A 19,153-nucleotide genomic window follows, 5' to 3' on the forward strand; every position below is an offset into this window, starting at 1 on the left:
AACTCGTAATCCTAAATGGGTTGCGATTTTTTTTATGTTCTAAATTGGCCGCCTGCTGTGGGGACGCTTCAGCCTGAAACCCGGGCTTCTCGCTCGATTTGAAGCCCCGCCAGAGGCGCGGGTCTTCAAAGTCGCCCGTGGTGTAAGGCCGAGAAGGGCACTCGGTCTAACGCCACCGCCACGGCCGGCTCATCCCTGGCCTCCTCCGGCTAGGTTAGTACTTGACCATAACGAAGTTGGCCTTTCTATATCCACCTTGTGGTGACGTTCAAAATATAGTTGTCCGGCTGATTCGAACACCTCAGCATCTGTTTTTTTTGGATGCACCGTCAGTCGAAAAAGGAAAAGTGTTTTGATTGGACAGGTTAACGACACTGTTTCTTACTAATTTCAATGGTGTCGACAAGAGTTGACTTGGTGTTTCCACCTAAGCCGTGAGGCCGACAGATAGGGGCTCAGGCGCGTCGTTCTCCTTAGTCAGTGAGTGAACTTCTCACTGGCTTAGGAGAAAACCAAGCTTGGAGACTCGTGGGTTTCGAGGCTTCAAGTTGTGTTCGCACCGTTCCAGCCCCTATCTGTCGGCCGGTAAGGCGTCCAGTACCACCACGGTTGCCGATCCCCAAAATAAAAGGCCCGCCAACTCGAAAGTTAGTGGACCAATGTGGTTATTTAAAAATACTTATTCAGAACGTAAAGCCGTAGCGGCGTCCTTCTTCGCAGCCATCCGTGCTGGGATGTGGCCACCCAACATGGTCAGAACCGTACTGATGATAATCAGGACAATCCCGTGGACTGGGTTGAGGTGGGCGACATTGCTCAGGTCGGTAATGTTCTGTAGAACGACGTTGATTGGGAACGTCAGGAGCCAAGCAATGACGACCCCTAAGACCCCGGAACCAACCCCAAGAATAAACGTTTCGGCATCAAAGACACGGGTGATATCTTTCTTCCGTGCCCCTAAGGCCTTCAGAATCCCGATTTCCTTTGTCCGTTCGAGCACTGAGGTGTAGGTAATGATGGCAATCATAATCATACTGGTTACCAGTGAAATACCAGCAAAGGCAACGAGGACGTAGGTAATCGCGTCCATCAGACCACCGGTCAGGTCGGATACGGTACCGGCCATATCGGTGTAGATGACCTTGTCAGACTTGGACTTCCCCTTGTTGTATTTATCGAGGTAAGAGAGAACCTTGTCCTTATTCTTAAAGGTATTCGGGTAGATTAAGATGCTGGCAGGTGTGGTTGATCCACCCAGGTAGCTGACCAGAGACTTCTTCGTGGTGCTGTCGACACTTTGGCCGGTCCTCACGTTGTCATTGGCCTTCTTCTGAGCCTTCACAATTTGAGAGCCCTTGTTCTTCTGGATGATGTCTTGGGTGAGCTTGTCACTGTAGGCAACTCCGGAAGCCAACACATTTTCGGAAGATTTGGACTTCACTTTCACGATCCCGGCAACCTTCAGCGAGGTGTTATTGCTGTTGTTGTACAGGGAGTTCGTGGCTTTGTTAGGGATGTAATTTCCGGTGGGAAGACTCTGGTAGTAGTCGTTGTTGTTGACTACTTTAATGGTTGTTCCGACAATTTTGTTGTAGCTAAACTTTTGATTGGCCTTCACCGAATACCCTAAGTTTTTCAGGGCATTGATGTTGGTTGATCCATCGCGATCGACGATTAAGATGACATCCGTGGCCTTCTTGGGGTAGCTTCCGGAAACCAGCTTATAGTGTTTCTTTAGGAAGTTCAAACCACCATCGTTGGCACTAGGATAAACGGAACCGCCGACCCCCGTTGAAGCGGCCATGGCTGCTTGCATAGCACTGGAGTCATTGTTGCTGTCGGCATTGGAGAAGGAGACCGTCTTGGTCTTGCCATCGACTTGCCGCAGTAAGTTCATTCCAGTGGAGTAGGTGTAGGTGACGTTCTTGCTTAATTTTGGATCGAGTTTTTTAACGTAGTTTAAGTAATCCTTGGTAAGCTTGTTGGTATGAGTTGCCTTGTCTTGGTCACTGACCTTGGCCGTGACTTGCTTGGCGTTGCTCGACTTGACCTTGTCATTACTGTTTTGAGCGCCCGTGGTGCTCGTGGCAGTCTGTGAAATAGTGACAGGGAACTGCGCCAGTGTGTTGGCTTGGGTCTTATTGATTTGCGTTTGGAAACCGTTGGACAACGCTAAGACCACGGCGATCCCAATGATCCCGATACTGGAAGCGAAGGCCGTTAACGCAGTCCGACCTTTCTTGGTCCGGATGTTGTTAAATGACAGCTTCAGAGCCGTCCAGAAGGTCATTTTGGTCTTCTTTAATTTGAACTGTTCGGCATCGGCATGATCGTCGTAAGGGTTCGAGTCGTGCTGAATCTTTCCATCGGCAAACTCGATGATCCGGTCCGCGTACTGGTGAGCCAAGTCGGGGTTATGGGTGACCATGATGACCAGGCGTTCTGCGGAAAGTTCTTTGATCAGCTGCATGATTTCATCGCTGGTCTCGGTATCGAGGGCCCCGGTGGGTTCGTCACACAGGAGAATTTTGGGTTCGTTGGCAATGGCCCGTGCAATGGCAACCCGCTGGAGTTGTCCGCCGGAAAGTTGGTTGGGCTTCTTGTTAATGTGGGGCGTCAGGCCAACCCGGTCGAGGGCCTTTAAGGCTTTCTGCTTTTTCTCAGCGTTGGGGACACCACTCAGTGTCATCCCCATTTCCACGTTATCAAGGATGCTTAAATGACCAATGATGTTGTAACTTTGGAAAATGAAACCGACGGAGTTGTTACGATAGGCATCCCAGTCGGAAGCAGAGAAGTCCTTGGTGGATTTCCCTTCAATGGCGAGATCACCGGAGTCGTAGATGTCCAGGCCACCGATACCATTTAACATGGTGGTCTTCCCGGAACCACTGGGTCCGAGAATCGCGACGAACTCTTGAGAACGGAAGGCGACGGAGACGTCGTCGAGAGCTTTGGTGACGGAATCCCCCACGTAGTAATACTTTTTAATATGTTTGAGTTCCAGCATTCGAAATAATCCTTTCATTATTTGACTAGTGTTGGTGTTACAGGGCTTTTTCTGGTAAAATTGTCATTACTGCAACACTGTGTCTTATATCATAAAAATTGTACTGCCAGTTGGCAACCGCCAATGTCGACAGAACTGTTGTGAATGCAACACATTTCAACAGGGTGTTGCAAGCATGGCGGTCGCCTGGCTAACTGTCGGCTATTACTTTACCAGACCCGCCACCTAACGGCACGTAATCTCACCTGAAAGTTTTCGTGATCGCTGGTGATGGCTCGGGTCTCCATCCTGTGGGGCACGGCCGAAGCCCAAAGGCGGTCTTCGAACTCGTTTTGAACCCCCAAGACGGTGGTCTTCAAAGCGTCCGGTGCTGTGGTTGGGTTGGTTATGGGAATTTTAGAATATACGTGTCGTCAGGGAAGACGTTCCGATAAGTTAGCCGTGGGTGATTAGGGCAGAATCCTGTGTCGGTGGTGTTAGCCCGGTGTCCTTCCGGGGTTACAGCACGGGACGTCTGCAAGACCCACGGTTTGGGTGGGGCTTGGAGGCGAGGTTGAAGACCGCTTTTTGGCTTCGACCGGGCCCCACAGGATGGCGTCCCTGACCACCCGCGGCGGCAGACTTGATAGGTTAGGAGTGTGAAGGATGGTTGGCGTTAAGAATAATCGACGCGCACAGTATACCCAGCGCGTCATTCAGGAAACCGTACTGTCGTTGTTGGAGAATCAGCCGATCACGGCTATCTCCGTCACGACAGTCTGTGAGCTGGCAGATGTGAATCGTACGACCTTTTATCGCTACTACACGGACGTTTACGACTGTGTGGCTAGTATCGAGAAGGCCTTTGTGGCGTCCTTACAGCCATTTCAAGAATCGACCCCTAGCAAGGCTCTCGAACACCTGTTGACCGCCTTCTACCGAGATAAGAAGCTCAGTAACCTAGTCTTTGTCGAAGGGAAGACGAAAGTCCTGGCGCGAATGCAGGAACTGATGGATCAGACCGGGCCCCGACCACCGGAAATTACGGCTTATCAGGGAGCTTATATTGGAGCCGGTATTCAGAGTGTGTTGAAGGTTTGGGTGAAGGGCGGCATGGTCGAGTCGCCCCATGAAATGACGCAAATTATTATCGACACTATTCTGGCGCGCAACCTGGATAACCTGCGTACGACCCCCCTATAAGGGAAGCAAATATTACATTTTACCTGAAATACCGTGAAACAGTTGTCTTTTACCGCTGATTTATTTATCATGGTATCTGACTGTATGGAATTATAATGGAAGTTAGAATAAGTGAGGATCGCTTCAAAATGAAAAAAATGATAATTCATGGCGGCCGACGTCTCTCCGGAGAAGTAACGATCGGCGGCGCTAAAAATAGTACCGTAGCTTTAATTCCGGCAGCAATTCTCGCTGATACACCGGTTCGTTTTGATATGGTGCCGGATATTCTGGATGTTCACAACTTAATGTTAATTTTGAAATCAATGAACGTGCACTCCACTTTCGAGGATGGCGTGCTGACCATCGACCCAACTGAAATCGTCGAAGCACCACTACCAAGTAAGGCTATCAAGAGCTTGCGTGCATCTTATTATTTTATGGGGTCCTTGTTGGGGCGGTTCCAACGGGCCACGCTGAGTTTTCCTGGTGGTGACAACATTGGCCCACGGCCGATTGACCAGCATATCAAGGCCTTCGAAGCCTTAGGTGCCAATGTTGAAGAAGAGGACGGAACCGTGCGGATAACGACTGGACCAACCGGTTTACACGGGGCTACAATCTTCCTCGACATGGTTTCCGTTGGGGCCACGATCAATTCCATCTTGGCAGCCGTGAAGGCCGTTGGGACGACGGTGATTGAGAATGCCGCTAAGGAACCAGAAATCATCGATATCGCAACCTTCTTGAACAACATGGGCGCCCATGTCCGGGGGGCGGGTACCGACGTCATCCGGATCGAAGGGGTCCCAACGTTGCGGGCAATGAATACCCACACAATTATCCCCGACCGGATTGAAGCCGGGACTTACTTGTCAATGGCTGCGGCTGTTGGGGATGGGATCACGATTAAGAACGTGATTCCAGAACACTTGGAGGCCTTTACCGCTAAGATGATTGAAATGGGTGTGCCGTTAGAGATTAGTGAAGATAGTATCTACGTGCCACACACCGATAATTTAAAGCCAATTAAGATTAAAACCATGCCATTCCCAGGTTTTGCCACGGATCTTCAACAGCCCTTAACACCGCTGTTGTTCCGGGCTTCCGGGAGCAGCGTGGTGATCGATACGATCTATCCTAAACGCATCAAGCACATCTCTGAATTACGGAAGATGGGCGCTAGCATCCGCTCGGAGGACGACACCATTGTGGTCGATCCTTCCACAGATCTGATCGGTAGCGAGGTTCAGGCTGGGGAAATCCGGGCCGGGGCAGCGTTAGTGATTGCCGGCTTGATGGCCGATGGGGACACCGTGATCACCCATGCTGATAACATTTTACGGGGCTATGACCGGATTGCCGGGAAGCTCACGGCGTTAAATGCAGATGTCGAGATTGTTGGCGACGCCAGTTTGGTGGAAAACGGCCAAGATTAGTCATTGATGAGTATCGAAATTCATGGTATAATTCAACGGTTGACGATTAAATCAATCTCTGGTTCAGTCAATGGGCCAGGGCAAAGGAGCGAAATACATTATGAAGCAAGGAATTCATCCAGATTACCATGAAGTTGTCTTCCAAGACTCAAGTACTGGTTTCAAGTTCTTGTCTGGTTCGACTGCAACTTCTGACGAAACGGTTGAATGGGAAGATGGTAACACTTACCCATTGATCCGTGTCGAAATTTCTTCAGATTCACACCCATTCTACACTGGTAAGCAAAAGTTTACTCAGGCCGATGGTGCCGTGGACCGTTTCAACAAGAAGTATGGTTTATCAAACGACTAATTATAAAAAATATGATTTGTCGCCGGTGGCTTGATTGTCGCCGGTTTTTTTGTACCGTTTTTTAGGTGATTGGTGCACTTGCGATAATGGCACCACGTTCCGTGAGACGACGTCAAGTGGCCTAGCTCCGCATTCTTAGAGCGTTTAGGTCGTCTCAAAAGATGATAAAAGTCGTTTAGATTGTACACAATCAGGTACTTATGAAGGGCTTTCACGACGATAAATATCAAAATACAATAGTAAAATAAATGGAGTAGATTGTTGATATGACAGTCTTTGTACTCGACTATTGAAATCTTTATTCCCCACAAAGATTTAGGCCGTTGATTGTTTCTCACAATTTGGCTATACTGGACAGTAAGAGGACATTTTTAAAGAGAATGACAGGTATCTGTCCGCTGTTAGGTTGTTATTTGGTCATTGTTTGAGGAGAGGGATCAATGATGAAAAACTTTGAGCGTAAAACACACTATAAGATGTACAAGTCACATAAAGGCTGGCTAGTTGCGGGTGTTACCGTGGCAAGTCTGGCAGTTGGGGTGATTGCTGGACCGCAGGCAACTCAGACCGCCAAAGCGGCCGACGATACGCCAGGAACGGAATCCGTTGACCCCAATAAAACAACTGGTGAACATTCCGAGGTTCCTTTGAAGAAGACTAGCACACCACAAGCTCCGGTAGCAGAGAAGTCTCAGGAACCAGAGACACCAGCACCCGATAATGAGAAGACTGCTCCTAAAACGCCAGATTCTTCTGATAAAGTTGAGGAACAGCCCGCGACTGGTGTTCCAACACCCGAAGCAGAGAGCTTAGATGAAGCTCCTGAACAGACTCATACTGCCCCTAAGACTAACGTGCAGACGGGGATCGTCGTTAAAGATCCAACTGCTTTGACTGATCCGGTGACGGGACAACCAGCCTTCAACGTTAGCAAGACTGATCACCTGCAATATACATATGACCATTCCGAAGCCAATGGGCTTAACTCGGATCTCCGGGTCAAGGATGGTTACAGTCCAACTTATCAGGCGCCGACTGGTTACGGTTATTGGTTGGGAGAAACCTATGCGAATAACATTGCGCAGGATGCTAAAGGGATGGATGTCAATTCGCCTCTTCGGTTTTCTGATGGGACTCACCCGTTGTACATTGATGAGTGGATGCCAGACAATGCCTTACAGAACTTTTTGTGGTTGAGTAACTTTTCGAAGACGTACGCGACAATTGCTGATTTCCGTGCCAACTTCACCAAGGCAGACTTAGCCACCGTTACGAACATTACGGCGGACGAGAGCTTAATGTCCAGCAATTACGACCACAAGACGCCAACCGTCTACTATAAGGCGATGATGGCCATGTACACGTTGGAAGGTATGCAGAATGCGACGAATCTGCAAGTACTGGATCTTTATCCAGATGTCTTGCTGAACCAAGCCACTTTTGGAACGGCCGTTAAAAACGGAAATCTTTGGGATATTCGGGCACTTAGTGGGCTCACAAAATTAAAGAAAGTGGCCTTGACAGCATTTTCAATTAACGATATCTCAGCCCTCGGGAATAAGGATACGCTGACTTCTGTCGACCTGCCTTATAACCAAATCACTGATATTTCACCGCTGGCAACAGATAAGAATGTTGATATTAAGAACGTGGGACTCGCCTATCAACACGTGCTGTTAGCGCCAATCACGGTTAGCTCGCAGTTAGCCAAGGGTGAAGCTGTTACGGTAGATGGGCTACTGACGTATACGACGCCATCGTTTATCATTAAAGACTTGACGTCGAGCAACCTGCCAATTAAAGGATTTGATAATCCTGACAAGGAAACGTACCCATCCTTGTATCCATCAAGCGCAGATACTGGTAATGTAAACGACAATACGTTGTCCTGGTACAACCTGCAGAAGGATAGTACCAACACAGACTATGGGAGTTTATCGACAATCTGGTCTGATCCCAACAGTTCCTTCGCGGGATACATCATTCAGCCTTATGATTTAGCCGAAAATGTTAGTGATATTAATGTAAACATTCAACTTCTCCAAGCCGATGGGCAACAGCTCACGTTGGCTCCCTCAACGTTGATCTCTGGTGAGGTTGGTTCTGAACTTAACGTTGGCGCCAACCCAACTGTGATCAGCTTCTTTAATCAGCAGATTGCCAAGGGTTATACGTTCTCTAACTTGATTCTGGATGGAACGGGTCTTTATTCTGATTATCTAGCTGGGAACGGGAAGGCAAATCGGCAACCAAGTTTTACGACAACTTTGACGAAAGATTCCAAGAACTGGACGTTGCTATTCTACAAGGATGTCATGCCTTGGAATCTCTCAGTCATTTACGCGGTTCAGAACGCTGATGGGACCGTGACACAGCTGACCAATGCTGATGGGACACCAATGACCGACAGTCATAATGGAACATCAGATGAACAATTGACCTTGAGCAGTTACCAAAAGGATTTGCCCGATTATGTTTACACTGGTGCTCAGACTAGTGTAGATGGGAAGTCATGGACAGATGTTAGTCAGGATACGACTGTGCCTTTCGCTGGACCTAAGCAGACCCTGTTGATGGTCTATAAGAAAGCTGCACACGCCACTGTCACGGTGAAGGATGCCACGACTGGTAAGACTATTCAGGTCTTAGACGATCAGTCCAATCCAGAATTAAAGGGTGCTTTGGGCACCACGAGTACCTTCGATTCAGCAACGGTGATTAATCCTGCGCTTGCCAAGGGGTACACCTTGGTCAGTGACACCACGAAGAACGCCGATGGTACCAGTGCCATTACATTTACTGATGCTCCTACGGCTAATCTCGATTACACGATTACCTTGGCTCATGCTTTCAAGACGGCTACCAAGGTGATTCACGAGCAGATTAATTATCAAAATGCCCAACAACAATCCGTGGCAGATCCGGTTTCCAAGGCGATTTCTTTCGCAACGGTGACCGATCAAGTGACCAATGAAGCCTTAACTTACTGGAAGGCGGATGCGACGGCTGACCCAGAGTTGAGTACGACGGGGCAACCAACTGATAGCAGTTGGGTTACCTACAAAGATGGTGATACGGTGGCATTTGACGCTGTTGCTGATCCGGTTGTTTCGGGGATGCACGTCACGGCGACGACAGATGTTGCTAATGATCTGACACAGACGACGGCACAGTCAGTAACGCCTGAAAGTACGGATTTGGCAGTTGTTGTGACCTATGCCCCTAATGCGACAACCGGAGGCAACGGTGATAATGGTGGCGGCACGGTGACACCACCAGCAAAGCCAGATAAGCCATCGACAGGTGGCAATGGGGCACAAGTGACGCCAGGTAAGAAGCCGAGCAAGCCTGTAAAACCAAGTACTAATGGTCAAAAACCAGCCAAAGTATCTGACGTGGTTGCTGGTGGTGAGGGTGCTCAGGTTCAGAACTTGGCGACAGCTTCCAAGCAAGTACGGCGTACTGAATTACCACAGACCAGTGAAAAGTCTGCGCATGGCTTCGTTGCGCTGGGTTTAATGTTATTGAGTCTATTAGCTAGCCTATTTGGTTGGCGGAAACGGGACTTTTAACCAGCAATAAAGTTAGAAGTCGCCATTAAGAGATGAATTTTTGAAGGCATGACTGCCAGGTTGTCAGAAAAGATGACTAGCTAGCAGTCACGCCTTTTCTATTAGAAGTGTTGCCCAGAGTTGGCATTATTGAGTAATCATCCTTTGTTGAGAAGTCTGTTTTACTTTGTTTTTGTCAGCATTTGGGGTAGAATTCGATAACGAAGACTACGAGTTTGGGGAATGGAGTAATCACTATGGCAGAGAAAAAGCAGCAGCAACCGAATAAGCATCGCTGGCGCTGGTTCTGGACGACGCTTTTTATCATCTTAATTATCATTTCACTCGGCTTAATCTTTAACGAGCAGATTAAAAACTGGTTGATTTCTTCCTATCAACCGCAAATTACTAAGAAGTCGGTAAAGAAGAACGAGGGTAAGAAGGCCTCTTACGATTTCAGTAAGGTGAAGTCTTTGGACTTCTCGACAGTCGCTAATGCCCGTTGGAACACCGCCAACATTCATGTGGTTGGGGAGATTCTGATGCCCCAGTCTAAGATTCACTTGCCAATCGCTAAGGGGGTCAGCAATGAGGTCTTGGCGCTGACTGCCGGGACGATGCGGGCCGATCAGAAGATGGGTGAGGGAAATTATCCGTTAGCGGGACACCACATGACCTCACAGACGATCCTCTTTAGTCCACTTTACTGGAAAACGCGGGTTGGTCAGACCATCTACCTGACAAATGCCAAGAAGGTCTTCGTCTATAAGGTTAGTGTTCGGAAGTTCATTCCAGCTACCGATGTTCAGGTGGTCGATCAGACGCAGCAGAAGTTGGTCACGTTGATCACCTGCGATGCTACGGGCGCAAACCGGTTGATGATTCGTGGTAAATACGTGAAGCAGATGGCGTACAAGGATGCACCAGTTTCGGTTCAAAAGGGCTTCCATAGTGGGTTCAATAATAAAAATTAAGTCGTTCCAAGCACTTTTTACAAAAAAATTGTAAAAAGTGCTTTTTTTTTCGAAAAGTGAGATTGTGAAAGTTCAGTAAAACTGTTTATCTCTGTTCTGATGGGAAACGTAGGTTTCACAAGGGTTTGAGTGCCGGATCTGTTTCACCGCATGATGGGTTTGTGTAAGAAATCACGGTGTAAACGATTGCTGTGATAGCGGCTTCATGAGAACTTACTCATGATTGGTTCCTAAATATAGAAAGTGTTATGTTCGTAATGACAGCCTACAAATGCTGATGTGACGGGATTTTTATGTCTTATCCGTCTACACTATAAACGGAAGTACAGACTATGTAACGGTTTCCAAGTAAACATTCTTCCCCACACATCGTTAATTGTGGACAGAGCAGAAAAATCATGCTAAGATACTACCTGTAATCAGCTGATATGAACTTTTTATTTGAACAAGCTTCATGTAGGTGTTCTGTTGTGATTGGCTTTAGGTTTGCGAGAACAGGATGTGTGGATGGACAGTGACGCAATTCCGAAAAATGAGATTGCTGGTACTGAGCCTACTCATCATCGGTTGGGTTTTCCCAACAGCTGATCGGGCATCAACCCAGACCGGTGACGTTCAACAGTCGAATTATTCAGTAACGTTAACCCCGCCGAGTTCTGGTGGGGAGGGGGACTTGATTACAACACCAGGTCTTTCCCATAACAACTCCGGCGGTGCCGGGGCGACCGTTACTCAGACTGCAGACGGCTCAAGTCAACCAGTTTCAACCAACCATGGCCTTACCGGGCTTTTGCCTCAGACTTCTGAGATAACCCTTGGTTTAGGCGTGATGGCGGGAATTATCTTAATGTTGTTGGTTTGGATAGGCTTTATCAAAACTAGGATGAAAAAACAAAATAACTAAAGTTGAGGGAGAAATTTATTATGACTAAGAAGACTTTACAATTACTTGCTACTGCTGCTATCGTTGCTGGATTTGGTTTCACAGCTGTTACGGCTAACGCCGATACAACGCCGGCTACTGATTCACACGATACTGTCGCTCAGGTTAACTTGACTCCTGGTGACCCATCGACCGGTGCCGGTGGTATCCAATTACTTTCCGCTCCTGATGTTTCTTTCAGTGGTAAGCTCGATGGGAATACGCAAACATTTACTGATGGTATTTTTACCACGAACGCTAACTCAGTAAACAAGGACGCTGCGGCAGGTACTGTTACAGTTAATGACCCAGGGACTGCTTCTGGTTGGAACGTTCAAGTTGCTTCTAGTGCTTTCGTGGGTAGTGATGAAAAAACGCCGTTAAACGCCAGTGAAATGACTTTCGGTGCACCAGCCGTTACGCCTCTGGACAGTACTAACAAGGGTACCGTTGATGCCGGTAGCGCTTTGACTTTCGCTTCTGCAGGTCAAACGAACCAATTGGTCTTCAAGGCTGCAACTGGTCAAGGTGTCGGAACTTGGATGGCTAACTATGCTGCTAAGGACGCTTCCTTCAAGGTTGCTGCTGGTAACAAGGCTGACACGTACACTTCAAAGCTAACTTGGACGTTGACTAACACGCCAGCCTAAGTCGTCGATGACCCGTTGCTTTTAAGCAAAGGAGGGCTGTGTGGTGGCTAAGACGTTTGCTTCAGTCGTGGCTGCCTTAGTGCTTGGTCCAAGCCTCGCATTGGCGTCGCCACAGGAAGTTGCATTAGCAGCTGATCCGTCCAAGACAACGGCGTCAACCAGTCTGACACCTGGGGATACTGACACCAGTGTTAAACCTGTTGATCCGGATAACCCCGGTGGTAACTTCACCGGTGATCCCGAGGATCCTGAAAATCCGGGGACTGGGTCCACTGGTCCGCTAACCTTGGATTATGTCTCGAACATCAAGTTCAGGCAGGATGCTGGTTTAAACGGGCAGCTCATTACCGCAACAGCGGTTAATACCAAGGCATTCGTTCAGATTAGTGATCGACGGTACAATGGACATGGGTGGAAGCTTTACGTTACACCAAGTCCTTTGACTGGTCAAAAGGACCAATCGGTCATTTCTGCGGCTTCGGTTACTCTCGGGCAATCGAAGTTCACTCCGCGCTACGCCGACACAGTGAGTGGTAAACCAAGTGTGACGGTCGGTGGTGACCAAGAGTTGCCATTAGGTATTCCGGCACTGGTTGCGCGGGCGAAAAAGGATACGGGTCTTGGCACCTGGATCATGCGACTGAACTATCAACCAAAATTATTAACGCGTTTGTTTGTTAACGCGGCCCAAGTGACGAAACAGCAACCGTACGCTGGTGAGCTCACTTGGCAGTTAACCGATACGCCATAAAACGAATCTTAAAGAAAGCGGTGGCGACAGCCACCGCTTTCTTTGTTACAATGAACCTATTAACAATTGAATATGGAGGCCGAAATAATCATGAAAAAGTGGTTACGGTTATTAGTAGCAGTTGGGACCTTGTTCCTCACAGCCGGTGGCTTATCACAAGTTGCTCATGCTGAAAGTGTGGGATACACGGTGAGTGCGATCTTGCCTAAGAATCAAGACGACAAGAAGGTCACCTACTTTGCTTTACGGGTAAAGCCCAACCAGAAGCAAAAATTAGGGGTTGTCATCAGTAACACGGGGAAGAAGACCAAAGAATACCAGATTGGTGCCAATCAGGCGATTACCAATCCTAACGGGGTTGTGGATTACAGCCAACAGAATCCCAAAAGGGATAGTACGTTAAAGGTTGGGATCAAGGATATCTTCGGGGACAAGACCCAGAAGGTTTCTGTACCTGCCAAGGGCAAGAAGACCGTTTACGTTACCTATAAGATGCCTGCTAAGAAGATTAACGGGATGATTCTAGGTGGGATCAACGTTAAGCAGTTGACCGCGAACGATAATTCTAATTCGAAGAAGGGTGTTAGCATTAAGAATGCCTTTGCTTATGTGATTGGCGTTCGTTTGCGTGAAGACAGTGTCGACGTGGCACCGGACATGTTAATGAACACGGTCAAGGTCGGGCAATTCAACAAGTACAATCAAGTGGAAGCTAACCTCCAAAACCCACGTCCAGGTCTGATGAACCAGCTTCGGGTGCGGACTAAGGTTACCAAGGAAGGGAGCACCAAGGCCGTCTTGAGTAATGAAAAGTCCAACCTGGCCATGGCGCCAAACAGTAACTTCGACTATGCGATTCCATTTGGTGACACGCAGATGAAGGCTGGGACTTATACCTTAACGCTGGATGCGTATGCCAAGGGTGGCTATCACTGGCACTTCGTGAAGAACTTTAAGCTGACACAGAAGCGAATCGGTCAACTTCAAAATAAGTACAATGCGCCCCAAAAGAAGAGTTACTTCTGGTGGTTCGTTGCTGGTGGTCTACTCATTCTGATTCTGGTTGCGATTATTATCTACTTGCTGTGGAAAAACCGTCGTAAAGATGATGAAGACAAGAAGTAAGCTAAATTAGATAAAAAGAGACGTCGATCTTAATGATCGACGTCTTTTTTATCAGCAATCGTTATAAAACGGGGATTACCGCAAGGACACTGCAACTGATGACTTACTTACAAATGAAACTAATTGTCGGTATTTCTGTCAGTTTGGCGGGTTGTAAAACAATTGGAAATAAGTTTCAAAGTTAATAAAAATGCATAAAATATAAAATTATACATTTTAAAATTAGGCTCCGATTGGATGGGATCGATTTCATTGTGAGATTAATTGAGTTACTAGGATTTGGACAGAATCGCCAAAGTGGATAGTCGTCAAATTATGCATTTTTGACTCAAGTAAAACGTTCAACTTTCCCGGCGGATCAAACATAAAGGTTGAGTTTTGGGGCTGAACAGCCTATAATTACATTAATTAATAGCAAAAGTAGTCAACGGGTGTTCACGTTCTATCAATTGATGCCCAATGTTGTCAGTAATGCAGTTTCAACCGGTTGCACAGCCTGAATTTTTTGTTTTACGGAGATTATTCAGTTAATTAACAGTACAACTTAGCTTGACTGTATGCATAAAAGTTACAAATGAAGCGAACTAACATTAAAAAACAACTCAACGATGACTAGTAGTTGACCATTTTTTTGATGGTTGAGGGAGAGATAAACGTGAAGATTAAAGCAATTTTACTAGGGATTTTGACTTTAACTGCTGGGGCAGTGATCGGTGGCCAGACATTGACGGCACAAGCCGCAATGACGACCGACCAGATTTTACAAACTGCGCCTAAGGGAATCACGATTGATAACTATTTCAGTACTGGGAACATCCCAGGCAATATTGCGAAGGTTGGAGATACCGATTTTGGTAAGAACCAAGCCGTTGTGCTGACCACTAAACAAAACCAGGTTGGGGCAATTTGGACGAGTGATGACGCTCGGATGAATTTGAATGAAGATGAAACAGCCTCAATGTGGATGTACTTCGGTGACGGCCGGGGGACTTCTGGTGGTGATGGAATGGCTTTTGTTATGCAGAATGATCCTGCCGGTGTCAATGCCATCGCCAAAAAAGCTGACGGAACGCCGAATGCTGGCCAGACGTTAGGGGTTTGGGGGTCTGATTCTCGAACAAATCTCAAGAACAATACAGCTACTAATGACAATGATTTGGACACTAATGCAGTAGCCAAGCTGGCTATTCAAGATAGTTGGGCTTTGGAATTTGATACCTACCTTAACAAGAATACCAAATTGAACAATAATACTGACGCATTAGCAGTATTGAAGGCTGGAAACGTTTCGGCATTTGATCAGACAGAAACCGGGAATCATATTGCGTCAAGTTTCCCAGGAAAATCTGGAAGCTACAATAAAGTTGTCGGTGCGACCGATCCAGAGCAGGTTCAGACAGGCACCGGTATTTTTGGTCTTCCTCTCTATACGACGGTTAATTACAATTATTCATATCTGACCTTGAATCATGAAGGCGTTTTGCGTGATTCAAGTTTTACGTTCTTAAACGGCGGGACTTGGCGTCACATGACACTAAAGTGGGATAGTTCAAAGGATGAGATGACCTATGTTTATAACGATCGACCACCAGTTAGCGGTGAGGAAACGGCCTCAACTGGGAGTTATAAGACGTATACGAGTGATCCAATCCATATCAATCCAGCTGACTTAAAGGTGGGCTCGGACGGAAAGGTTCGTTGGGGGTTCACGGGGTCAACTGGGAGTAGCTGGGAACCGAACATGGTCGTCTTTGACCAGGTTCCTGGACTGGTTAATGCCAAGGCAGCGGCAACTCTGACCGATACATCACAGTCGGACAAAATTATTGATGAGGCTACGGATACCGTAAATAGCGGTGACCGGATGTCGCTGAATTACAACTTGAAGTATACGAGTGGTCGTGAATCTTGGAAGGACATCGTCGCCAAGCTGAACTTGCCTTCTAATATCGCTTTCAAGAGTGCCAAGGTTAAGTACGCTAATGGAGATACTGACACCATCAGTGGCTTAGATACGAGTAATACGACCGGACAAACTTTAAGCAAGTCACTTGAAAACCTGAATACTGAAAAAGATGGTGACACGGATCCTAATGCTTCCGTGGATATCACTTTGGCAGGGGTAGCAGTAGCTGGAGACAACGATCAGACGACGGTTAAGCAAACGGATAGTTCGTTTGATGGCTCCAATGCCTTGACGAGTGCTTCTCTGAGTGGTTTCGTTATTAACAAAGTCGATGGGGCCATGACAATGGCGCTCACGGGAGATAACATTGCGGCTGATGGCCTGACTGGAAGCCAGACGTTGACCGAAGCCAAGGACGTCAAGATCACCGGTAAGATTAGTTATCTGACGGGAACGCCAGCAACCAACAATAACATCACGTTACACCCGCAAATGAATGGCATTAGTTTACCACCAACCACGCTGAGCAACGACGATCCAGCGGGTGAATTCACTTACACGATTCCTGCTAACAGTATCATCTCCGGGTTGGCTAATGGAAATCAATTTGTGATGTATGCCACTGATAATAATGGGGTTAACTCGGCGAATGATGTTGGCTATACGATTACGCTCAAGGATGGGTCTTTGGACTTGTTAGCTAACCCTAAAGCCACGTTTAACGTGGACCATCCAAAGGATCTGACGGGTTCTGCGATGACCTACGCTGCCGACAGTAGTTGGGGTGTTCAAGTTAGCGATACTCGGGGTACTGGTAGCAAATGGGCGTTGACCGCACAGGCTGATCCAATCGTTAGTCGGTTACGTGGAACGTTAGATGGTGACCTAGTCTACGTGGACGGTAATGGCAAACAACAAAGTCTGACACAAGGCTCGGCTGTGATTGATACACAGACAACGGACGCTGACAATGATCAGGTCAACGTGACTGGTGATTGGAACAGCAATAAAGGGATCGTGTTGAAGACCAACGCTGGGGCCGTTTGGGGACCTTATTCGACCGTCGTTCATTGGACGTTGAGTGATGCTCCAAAATGATTTCAACCAAATTAAAATGAATAGAAGTATGTTAAAAGCCAGCCTGTGAGGGCTGGCTTTTTTGTTGTTGGTTTTTTTGAAGGTTGAGAATTGGGGCGTGACTATTTACAAGCGTGACCTTTTTTACCTTTATCGTGCCCTAAGGGTCTACCCGCGCGGCTACCACGATTGTTTTTAGATGATGCCTGGAGATCGAGTAGCTGAAGAATTGCATCGATTGCCTTGTCGCGAGACTCTCGGTCCATCTGCCGGAGGCGAGTCAGTAGCTTGCGTTCCTGAACAGTTTCGATGTCCGCGTTAGAAGGCGTAATTGGTGGTTTACCAATGAACTCCGCAATCGTGATATTGAGTGAATGGGCGATATTAGCTAGAACCTCAAAACTAATATTTTGGTCCTGTGTTCGTTCGATTTTTGAAATATAGTTCACGGACAGATTACTTTGTTCGGCCAGTTCCTCTTGTGTCATGCCAAGTTGTTTCCGTCGCGATCGAATCCGCTCGCCTAATGGGCCGTATTCTGATGTGTTCATTTTGTGGTCCTCTTCCTTCTTAGTGCTTCTAATGGTGACTTTATCGGATATTAAGAGCAAAAATAAGTTATTATTGAAACACTTTCAAACATGTAATATAGTGGTAGTTGGGGGTTCCGGGAGTTTTATAAAGTATAGGGTGAGGTTTGTTGGTTTTTTCACTACTAGCTTTTGGACATTCACAGGAATTGAAACGGCATAGGTGAAGAGGGATGAAGAGTTGCTTAGCCTGGAGTCCGAGTTGGTCCCAATTTTCGAAAATGCCTAGCAGTTTTTACATCAAAGGTTCAGTGCCTGGGTAGGGACCTAATTCGATTGATATTCAAAAATCTAGTGTGAAAAGAGTCGATAGTCATGGTGAGTATTGACATTATTGGAAACTTTCTTTTGTCGATATTATTAGGATATTTTGCTTACAGTTCTTATCAAAGAAGCGGGGTAAGCACATTCACAGTTGTTAGTGCTGTTATCGCTATTCTCATGTTTTTACAGACGCTTAGCTTCTTTAGTTATTTATAGTTAGCTACAAATTTAAGAAATAACAGACCGTCTATGTTGTGAGATAAAAATGATTAGCAACCTGGCCGGAGGGTTAAATAGGCTTGTATATCGGATTTTGAAAGAGAAGGACTATCTGAAGTGTGGAATAGATAGTCATGGCATTTGATTTGATAATTTTTTCCGTTGAGGAATTGTATCTGCATACAAAGGAGTAATAACAGCATGAAAATTAGAACACTTATCTTAACTGTTTTGGCTTCAACTGCGCTTGGGGGTTCAGTTACTAGTAGCACGAATGTGCCAACTGCCCAAGCTAAGAAGTTGACATTATCACGTATTTACAAGCACTACAACCGCGAATATAAGGTAAAAGTTAGAAAGACTAGACATGTGGCGGTCGTTAAGTATTTCAAGAACGGTGGCGGAGAATACGTAGCAGGGCATGTGACCTTACATAGAGGTGAAGTTGTCCGAACTTGGTATAGAGGTGCTGGTGGTGTTAATTGGCAAGTGACTGGTGGCAAGCATGGTAAGTACAATAGCGGCAGCAAAATGTATTCTGCAAACTGGACTAACTCCAATCAGTTTAAGATTCTTCACACTTACTCAGCATCTCATGCCAAGTTTTAAATAGATTTTAGCGATTAATTTAAGAATGACGGATTATCAAATCAAGTGTATTGAATACCTATGAAGTATTTTTGCCAATCATTATTATTGGCAAATTACAAGTTTAATCCGAACAAGCCCGGAATCTTTCAATGGCAGTCTGTTGATGATGTATTTTTAATGGTCGTTGATTAATTAGTTCAAGTGCTGCTAGGATCTCATCAGTCGTTACTTGGCTAAAATTGGTCTTTTTCGGGAAGAACCAGCGTAACCGCCTATTAAAATATTCATTGGAACCTCGCTCCCATGGTGAATATGGATGGCAAAAATAAACTTTGATCTGATAATCCTGTTCTAAGGCCTGATAATTGGCAAACTCTTTACCATGATCAACAGTAATGGATTTTACTTGGGGACCGAAGGCCCCCATAAACTTGCCAAAGGCGGTGTTTAGAGCCTTAGCCGTTCTATTAGGGGCTTTGATGGCCCATAGAAGTCGGGTCTTACGTTCTACGAATGTAACCAGACATGATCGTGACTCACTTCGACTAGAAAGCACCGTATCTACTTCCCA

13 protein-coding genes and 1 pseudogene are annotated in these 19,153 nt (G+C 46.6%); 11 read left to right on the forward strand and 3 right to left on the reverse strand.

Annotation, left to right across the window (positions count from 1 at the left end; translation table 11 throughout):
* Positions 1–679 precede the first annotated feature (679 nt).
* The gene (locus EKM70_RS07410; protein ID WP_125546634.1) at positions 680–3,010 is read right to left on the reverse strand and encodes an ABC transporter ATP-binding protein/permease; all 2,331 of its coding nucleotides are present in this window, start codon (positions 3,008–3,010) and stop codon (positions 680–682) included.
* A 645-nt stretch (positions 3,011–3,655) separates the two neighbouring features.
* Here EKM70_RS07410 and EKM70_RS07415 point away from each other — a divergent pair.
* The 10 genes from EKM70_RS07415 (at position 3,656) to EKM70_RS07460 (ending at position 16,939) form a co-directional block, all read left to right on the forward strand.
* Entirely contained in the window at positions 3,656–4,192 is a 537-nt protein-coding gene (locus tag EKM70_RS07415; RefSeq protein ID WP_125546636.1) for a TetR/AcrR family transcriptional regulator, read from the forward strand.
* A gap of 128 nt (positions 4,193–4,320) precedes the next feature.
* The gene (locus EKM70_RS07420) at positions 4,321–5,610 is read left to right on the forward strand and encodes a UDP-N-acetylglucosamine 1-carboxyvinyltransferase (RefSeq protein ID WP_125546638.1); all 1,290 of its coding nucleotides are present in this window, start codon (positions 4,321–4,323) and stop codon (positions 5,608–5,610) included.
* Between the two features lie 100 nt (positions 5,611–5,710).
* On the forward strand, positions 5,711–5,962 hold the full coding sequence (locus EKM70_RS07425) for a type B 50S ribosomal protein L31 (RefSeq protein WP_057878851.1): 252 nt from the start codon (positions 5,711–5,713) through the stop codon (positions 5,960–5,962).
* Between the two features lie 440 nt (positions 5,963–6,402).
* Complete coding sequence (locus EKM70_RS11440) at positions 6,403–9,534, forward strand: mucin-binding protein (RefSeq protein ID WP_125546640.1); 3,132 nt, start codon at positions 6,403–6,405, stop codon at positions 9,532–9,534.
* Between the two features lie 236 nt (positions 9,535–9,770).
* The gene (locus EKM70_RS07435) at positions 9,771–10,487 is read left to right on the forward strand and encodes a class A sortase (RefSeq protein WP_125546642.1); all 717 of its coding nucleotides are present in this window, start codon (positions 9,771–9,773) and stop codon (positions 10,485–10,487) included.
* A 514-nt stretch (positions 10,488–11,001) separates the two neighbouring features.
* Positions 11,002–11,391, forward strand: a complete 390-nt coding sequence (locus tag EKM70_RS11520) for an LPXTG cell wall anchor domain-containing protein (RefSeq protein WP_225416402.1) — start codon at positions 11,002–11,004, stop codon at positions 11,389–11,391.
* 20 nt (positions 11,392–11,411) lie between these two features.
* Positions 11,412–12,059, forward strand: a complete 648-nt coding sequence (locus tag EKM70_RS07445) for a WxL domain-containing protein (protein ID WP_057878846.1) — start codon at positions 11,412–11,414, stop codon at positions 12,057–12,059.
* A gap of 43 nt (positions 12,060–12,102) precedes the next feature.
* Positions 12,103–12,810, forward strand: a complete 708-nt coding sequence (locus tag EKM70_RS07450; protein WP_164506351.1) for a WxL domain-containing protein — start codon at positions 12,103–12,105, stop codon at positions 12,808–12,810.
* Positions 12,811–12,900: 90 nt separating this feature from the next.
* Positions 12,901–13,935 carry a DUF916 and DUF3324 domain-containing protein gene (locus tag EKM70_RS07455; protein WP_225416403.1) on the forward strand — a complete coding sequence of 345 codons (1,035 nt, stop codon included), beginning with the start codon at positions 12,901–12,903 and terminating at the stop codon, positions 13,933–13,935.
* Between the two features lie 655 nt (positions 13,936–14,590).
* Positions 14,591–16,939 (forward strand): L-type lectin family protein, encoded by a 2,349-nt coding sequence (locus EKM70_RS07460; RefSeq protein ID WP_125546650.1) that lies wholly within the window; start codon positions 14,591–14,593, stop codon positions 16,937–16,939.
* A 101-nt stretch (positions 16,940–17,040) separates the two neighbouring features.
* Here the strand turns inward: EKM70_RS07460 and EKM70_RS07465 are convergent, their stop codons facing one another.
* A complete protein-coding gene (locus tag EKM70_RS07465; RefSeq protein WP_125546652.1) occupies positions 17,041–17,469 on the reverse strand; it encodes a helix-turn-helix domain-containing protein in 429 nt (142 codons plus the stop codon).
* Between the two features lie 723 nt (positions 17,470–18,192).
* On the opposite strand from EKM70_RS07465, the gene EKM70_RS07470 reads away from it, so the two are divergent.
* Positions 18,193–18,600 (forward strand): hypothetical protein, encoded by a 408-nt coding sequence (locus tag EKM70_RS07470; RefSeq protein WP_125546654.1) that lies wholly within the window; start codon positions 18,193–18,195, stop codon positions 18,598–18,600.
* A 103-nt stretch (positions 18,601–18,703) separates the two neighbouring features.
* Here EKM70_RS07470 and EKM70_RS07475 read toward each other — a convergent pair.
* Positions 18,704–19,153, reverse strand: a pseudogene (locus EKM70_RS07475) (IS30-like element ISLsa1 family transposase); the annotation flags it as partial.

Source organism: Levilactobacillus lindianensis, assembly GCF_003946095.1.
Lineage (GTDB): Bacteria > Bacillota > Bacilli > Lactobacillales > Lactobacillaceae > Levilactobacillus > Levilactobacillus lindianensis.